We start from the raw sequence: 5,524 nt of genomic DNA, 5'->3' as shown, positions 1-5,524 counted from the left end.
CAACGCTTGGCATTTTTGCTATGCGTTGCGTTTAGTGTTTAAGGTGATATGCGGGATCTTCGGTATTGTGTTGCTCACACCTTAACAGGGCGTTAACTGGCGCAGAAAATATGAAAGCACATTGATACCGTTTCTAAGTTCAGAGGTTTAGCGTGTTCGGTCGGTTTCCTTAATTTAGCTAATGCTAATAATTTCAATTTGGTACTTAAGTTTACTGATGTGAAAGGCGGCACAAAGCCTTCTAATAATATAAGGCATTCGCGATTAGTTCGGCGCACTTACATCGCCGAAGTATGGTGTTGTGAGACGCATTTCAAACTAAAGATAAACGGTAATCTTTTAGTTAAATACATGTTTGAGTTAGCTTTACTAATCATTAATTAGGAAAACTAGCCTTGGCTAAAGTGGTTGTAAGATCGGCGAAAACTGAAAGGCGCTCAGTTAACAAACTGTTCAAGAGGGATTCGCAACGCGTGGCATTTTCGCTATGCGTTGATTTTAGTGTTTAAGGTGGTGTGCGGTCGCTTCGGTAATGCGCTGCTCACCCCTTAACAGAGCGTTATGTTTGTTATCGTTGGTAACAGCAAAAATGCAATATGATATACAATAGGGAATTTAATAGTATGAAAGTTGTGGCTAAACATAATAACTGGCTTTTATATAGTGATGGGGAAAATTACATTCTAAATTCAAGGTGTGATTATGGCATTGGAGAGGAAACTGCTACTTTTTTATTAAAGGTTGATGAAGTTTCTCGTTATTTAAAATTTGGAGAGGAAGTAATTCACGAACTTTCGGATTCGGCGCGTAGTTCATCAGGAAAGCATTATTATGAGAAGCAGCGTCCTATTAGCGATGAGCTAATGAAAGAATACTATAAAGCAACGAGTGAATATATTCATAAGTATACCCGATAAAATGGGCAATGATATTTTTCAATTTTTGAACGTTGGTGATGCAAACATAACAAACTGTTTAAGAGCGATTCGCAACGCGTGGCATTTTCGCTATGCGTTGGTTTAAGTGATTAAGGTGGTATGCGGCGGCTTTTGTATTGCGTTGCTCACCCCTTAACAGGGCGTTAAGAGTATTAGTTATAGAGGTAGAAACTTGGAAAATCTAGCAAATCGTTGGGCAGGTAGAATTTACGGCACTAATACAGGTAATGTATTCCTCGAAGTTTCTCAAGATAAAAGTAATTTATCAGGCAAACTGCGCATAATGGATACGATTTATGGCATCTCTATGTATGATTGCGTAGGAACGTTTGATGATTCCTTTCGATTAGAATGTACGCCAATTAGCGAACCTGAAGAAGGTGTTGTTATGGGGGATGTGGTTGTTGTTGGTAAGTTAACTCAATCAGGGAACATCAAAGGTGATTGGAGTTCAACTATTGGTACGGCTGGTACTTTTGAATTGTATCCTCATGACACTATTAGTGATAATCCTTCAAATAACCCTGAACAAGTCTATAACAAGTCAGTACACGTTGGTTCAATTCGTTTGTTCAAAGATGACCTAGAAGAACTAATAAATTTTTTAAGAAAAGATTTTAAAACAGGTAAGGTTGTCGTTACTTATAAGCTACATGGAAGCGAATTAACAAAGTACGCAGATGACTTTCTCTCTGAGAAAGTTAACGCTGACCAACTCAACTATTTTAAGTTGGTTATTCAAGAGCCTGAAGCCTATGGCATAAACAGAGTCGTCGTAATCGAGCTTAATGAACTTGGAACTAGTGAAATCCGAGTGTCTGGAATAAATGAATCGTGGGTATTAGGAAAATCTGCATCGTTAGAACAAGTCGTAATGGCTAAGCAAAACCGATTAGTTACAACGTATCGCAAGTATGGTCTCAATTTAAATGCTGTAATTTTTGGTCTTATGTTGGTTGCCATTCCTGAAATTCCTGAGTTGGAAAATCGGGCTATATTCGTAATAGTTATGTTTGCGTTACTAAATGGGCTGCTTTATCTGCATACAAAGTTTATCCCAAATACGGCGATCTATCTGGAGCAGTCTAAACCAACGGTAGTTCAAAGACTCTGGCCGACTGTATTATCTTGGTTTATTGCAGCAACTAGTAGCTTTGCTGCGGCGTATGCTTTTTCATTGTTGAAATAATACTCTTAACAAACTGTTCAAGAGGGATTCGCAACGCGTGGCATTTTCACTATGCGTTGAATTTAGTGATTAAGGTGGTATGCGGCGGCTTTTGTATTGCATTGCTCACCCCTTAACAGGGCGTTAGCCGTTATGGAGCTTGCTATACTTAAAGTGATAGAATAGTATCACTTTAGTATTTCTTTGGAGCAGCTTTCATGAAAGTAGAACTAGTTACATCACTTAAACGTCAAGCAACTAAGATCCTCGCTGATCTCCACGACACTAAAGAACCAGTATTAATTACTGAGCATGGTAAGCCATCAGCGTATCTAGTTGATGTTGATGATTACGAGTTTATGCAAAATCGTTTGGTTATTCTGGAGGGTATTGCACGAGGCGAGCGTGCTCTAGCTGACGGTAAAGTGGTAAGTCATGATGAAGCCAAGGACAAAATGTCAAAATGGCTGAAATAATCTGGACTGAGCCAGCGCTATCTGACCTCAATGATATCGCTGAATACATAGCACTTGAAAATGTCCTAGCTGCAAAGCAGTTGGTACAAACGATCTTCTCTAAAGTTGAACGCCTAGAAACTTTCCCAGAATCAGGTCGTATTCCGCCCGAACTAGAACATTTAAGTTATCGTGAAGTTGTCGTTAATCCGTGCCGTGTTTTCTATAAACAAGACAGTGACAAGGTCTTTATTCTGTTTGTTATGCGAGCTGAAAGAGATTTGCGTAAGTTCTTGTTGAGTAAGCAATAACCTTTGGGAATGAACGGCTAACAAACGCTTCAAGACGGATTCGCAACGCGTGGCACTTTTACCATGCGTTAATTTTAGTGATTAAGGTGGTATGCAGAAGCACCGTATTGCGTTGCTCACCACTTAAGCGGGCGTTAGGCGAATGGAGTCAGTAATGAGATTTTTGATTGTTATTCTGGGGATGTTTTCTGCATTAACAGCGACGGCAGAAGAGACTCGATGTGGATGGCTTGAAAACCCTTCTCCTGCCAATATGTGGTTGATTGATCGCGATGGCTCGTGGGATATATCAGTCCAAGGTACTTCAAATGCATTGGACGATAAATCGATGGAACTGCTTTATCAAGTGACTGCAAATGAAAATGAATTTGTTAGAACAAATCGAAACTATGGTTTTAGTTGTGCTTGTTTAACAGTGGACGTAGACCAAGAGAAAAATTCGATTACAACAATCTATAAATCCAAGCAGTTACCTTTGAAGCAGTGTTTAGAGGACATATCCATAACGAAAGATATTCCACTTCCTTTTAAGTAATTCGCCTAACAAATTGTTCAAGAGGGATTCGCAACGCGTGGCACTTTTTCTATGCGTTAGTTTTAGTGACTAAGGTGGTATGCGGCGGCTTCGGTATTGCGTTGCTCACCCCTTAACAAGGCGTTATGTGCTTTTGAGGATAGTTGACATGGAAGTAGTAAAAGCGAGCCTAGATTTAGCTCCAATATTAGCGAGTTACGCGAAAGAATGTTTGGAGTCGGGTATCCCTAAATATTCCGGCGTTGAGCAAGATCCTGAAGCTTATTTATCACGTTTGGTTGAACGTTCTAAGGCAACTTCTGAATTACCAAACGGTTATTTACCAAGCACAACTTATTATTGCGTATCTGACTCTGAAATCTTAGGCGCTATTCGAGTTCGTAAAGGTAATAATGCCAACGTAGAAAATGTCATTGGGCATATCGGCTACGAAACTAGACCGTCAGTTCGTGGTAAAGGTGTAGCCTCATTTCTCCTCGCTTGGGTGCGAGACCATGTTGTCATTGACTCAGTTATTGTTACTTGTTCAATTGACAATCCAGCGTCTCAAAAGGTTATCGAAAACTGTGGCGGTGAGTACCTTGGCAACTACACAAGTGAAACCGAGGGCATTGTAAGGCGCTACCGTTTAGATCGCACATAACAAACAGTTCAAGAGGGATTCAGCACGCGTGGCATTTTTGGTATGCGTTGGTTTCGGTGTTGAAGTGCCATGCAGCGGCTTGGTCATTGCGTGCTTCACCCCTTAACTGGGCGTTATGTTCTTTAGGCTAGGAAGGGTTATGGAAACAGTTAAATTACTAGATTTGGGGTTTTCTACTGCAGATGCAGAATATCCTGAAATCCATCAAGAAGATGCTGATTTACGAGCTGAGTTTAAAGATTGGCAAGAAAAAGCGGTAAAGTTGTATTTTGCCGATCCTGTAGCATTCAAGTGGCAGATGGTGTTTGATTTACTTGAAGGGGAGCGAGATGACTGCTGTTATGAAATATGCTCATCTTTTTGGCTTAAGCAACACGTCGAATCAGAAGTGATTAATCACAACGAAGGTTACAAGCACTTTCGGCTAAATTTTAATGAGTTAGGGCAACTCGATATAATCGCACTAAACATTGTAGTACGAACATAACAAGCAATTTAAGAGGGATTCACAACGCTTGGCACTTTTGCTTCTACTTCAGTTTTAGTGTTTATGGCACAATGCTTTAGGTTTGGGTGGAGGCGTTGTTCACCCCTTAATTGGGCGTTAACTGCCTTACTTCAAATCTTCGGTTAGAAGTAAGGCTATTAGAAGTAATATGGCTTACTTTATCTTCAAAATAAGCTTGTTTCCTGTTGGGGCTGCTAGTTCAACATATTTCTTTCCAGTTGTAGAAAGAGAAAAAGGCAACTTGGATGTTTTTTCAACCCAGATTGGAACATCAGCGTGAACACTTCGCTTTATGTAACCAATATCGTCTTTGTATTCAACTTCTCTGCCAGCTTCAGAGACAAACTCTCCTTCAATAGTAAGCCCCCCATCGTTGTTTTTTACTACCTTATAATCGAGTGTTGGTTTTATATTGCTGTGTTTACAGAGCGTTTTATCAGCGTTACATTTTACAGCGTAGTCTTGGCTATAAAGGCTTAAATGAGATGTACTATCATATTTGTTTGGTCGTAGCTTGATATCGTAAGTGAACATTTCGGAGTTAGTCGGAATTAAAGGTAGTGGTAACTCATTGATTGCAGTGTAGCACTTAACCTCAAGTGTATGTTCTTTTAGGGTATTTTCTGAGGGAGGAGTATCTCGGGTTACACATCCGTTTAGTGCTAAAATTGAGAATAGAATCGTTACTTTTTTCATGTCAAAATCCATTTGTAGAGTCAATTTTTATTCTGTAGTTAACGTATATAATGTCAATAAATCAGGCAGTTAACAATCTGTTTAAGAGTGATTCGCAACGCGTGGCATTTTTACTATGCGTTGCGTTTAGTGTTTAAGGTTGTATACGGAAGCATCGGTCTTGCGTTGCTCACACCTTAACAGGGCGCTATACATTTGGAGCAATATGAAACTTATACAACTAGAAAATATGCTCTACAAGGCGACCAAATCAATAATAGTAAGGTTGTC

At 39.7% G+C, this 5,524-nt stretch carries 8 protein-coding genes; 7 read left to right on the top strand and 1 reads right to left on the bottom strand.

What is annotated here, in order from left to right; translation table 11 throughout:
* Positions 1 to 623 precede the first annotated feature (623 nt).
* The 7 genes from KI742_RS23305 (at position 624) to KI742_RS23255 (ending at position 4,537) form a co-directional block, all read left to right on the top strand.
* Positions 624 to 917: a hypothetical protein gene (locus tag KI742_RS23305; RefSeq protein WP_285385532.1), complete on the top strand. Its 294-nt coding sequence runs from the start codon at positions 624 to 626 to the stop codon at positions 915 to 917.
* A gap of 193 nt (positions 918 to 1,110) precedes the next feature.
* Positions 1,111 to 2,127 carry a hypothetical protein gene (locus KI742_RS23295; RefSeq protein ID WP_148535800.1) on the top strand — a complete coding sequence of 339 codons (1,017 nt, stop codon included), beginning with the start codon at positions 1,111 to 1,113 and terminating at the stop codon, positions 2,125 to 2,127.
* 197 nt (positions 2,128 to 2,324) lie between these two features.
* Complete coding sequence (locus KI742_RS23285) at positions 2,325 to 2,582, top strand: type II toxin-antitoxin system Phd/YefM family antitoxin (RefSeq protein WP_017038125.1); 258 nt, start codon at positions 2,325 to 2,327, stop codon at positions 2,580 to 2,582.
* A complete protein-coding gene (locus KI742_RS23280) occupies positions 2,570 to 2,872 on the top strand; it encodes a type II toxin-antitoxin system RelE/ParE family toxin (RefSeq protein WP_285385531.1) in 303 nt (100 codons plus the stop codon). Before KI742_RS23285 ends, KI742_RS23280 begins: the two co-directional genes overlap by 13 nt.
* Positions 2,873 to 3,026: 154 nt before the next feature.
* The gene (locus KI742_RS23275) at positions 3,027 to 3,407 is read left to right on the top strand and encodes a DUF4087 domain-containing protein (RefSeq protein WP_285385530.1); all 381 of its coding nucleotides are present in this window, start codon (positions 3,027 to 3,029) and stop codon (positions 3,405 to 3,407) included.
* Between the two features lie 148 nt (positions 3,408 to 3,555).
* The gene (locus tag KI742_RS23265; protein WP_182028105.1) at positions 3,556 to 4,050 is read left to right on the top strand and encodes a GNAT family N-acetyltransferase; all 495 of its coding nucleotides are present in this window, start codon (positions 3,556 to 3,558) and stop codon (positions 4,048 to 4,050) included.
* Between the two features lie 139 nt (positions 4,051 to 4,189).
* The gene (locus tag KI742_RS23255) at positions 4,190 to 4,537 is read left to right on the top strand and encodes a hypothetical protein (RefSeq protein ID WP_213904199.1); all 348 of its coding nucleotides are present in this window, start codon (positions 4,190 to 4,192) and stop codon (positions 4,535 to 4,537) included.
* Between the two features lie 174 nt (positions 4,538 to 4,711).
* Here KI742_RS23255 and KI742_RS23250 read toward each other — a convergent pair whose 3' ends face one another.
* Positions 4,712 to 5,254, bottom strand: a complete 543-nt coding sequence (locus KI742_RS23250) for a hypothetical protein (RefSeq protein WP_285385529.1) — start codon at positions 5,252 to 5,254, stop codon at positions 4,712 to 4,714.
* Between the last annotated feature and the right edge of the window lie 270 nt (positions 5,255 to 5,524).

This window comes from Vibrio sp. D417a (genome assembly GCF_030248595.1).
GTDB lineage: Bacteria > Pseudomonadota > Gammaproteobacteria > Enterobacterales > Vibrionaceae > Vibrio > Vibrio alginolyticus.
This window is presented reverse-complemented; position numbering and strand designations above follow the sequence as displayed.

Excerpts from the sequence above, each read along its gene's own strand:
- KI742_RS23305 (WP_285385532.1), top strand. The coding sequence starts at position 624 with ATGAAAGTTGTGGCTAAACATAATAACTGGCTTTTATATAGTGATGGG.
- KI742_RS23285 (WP_017038125.1), top strand. The coding sequence starts at position 2,325 with ATGAAAGTAGAACTAGTTACATCACTTAAACGTCAAGCAACTAAGATC.
- KI742_RS23280 (WP_285385531.1), top strand. The coding sequence starts at position 2,570 with ATGGCTGAAATAATCTGGACTGAGCCAGCGCTATCTGACCTCAATGAT.
- KI742_RS23275 (WP_285385530.1), top strand. The coding sequence starts at position 3,027 with ATGAGATTTTTGATTGTTATTCTGGGGATGTTTTCTGCATTAACAGCG.
- KI742_RS23265 (WP_182028105.1), top strand. The coding sequence starts at position 3,556 with ATGGAAGTAGTAAAAGCGAGCCTAGATTTAGCTCCAATATTAGCGAGT.
- KI742_RS23255 (WP_213904199.1), top strand. The coding sequence starts at position 4,190 with ATGGAAACAGTTAAATTACTAGATTTGGGGTTTTCTACTGCAGATGCA.
- KI742_RS23250 (WP_285385529.1), bottom strand. The coding sequence starts at position 5,254 with ATGAAAAAAGTAACGATTCTATTCTCAATTTTAGCACTAAACGGATGT.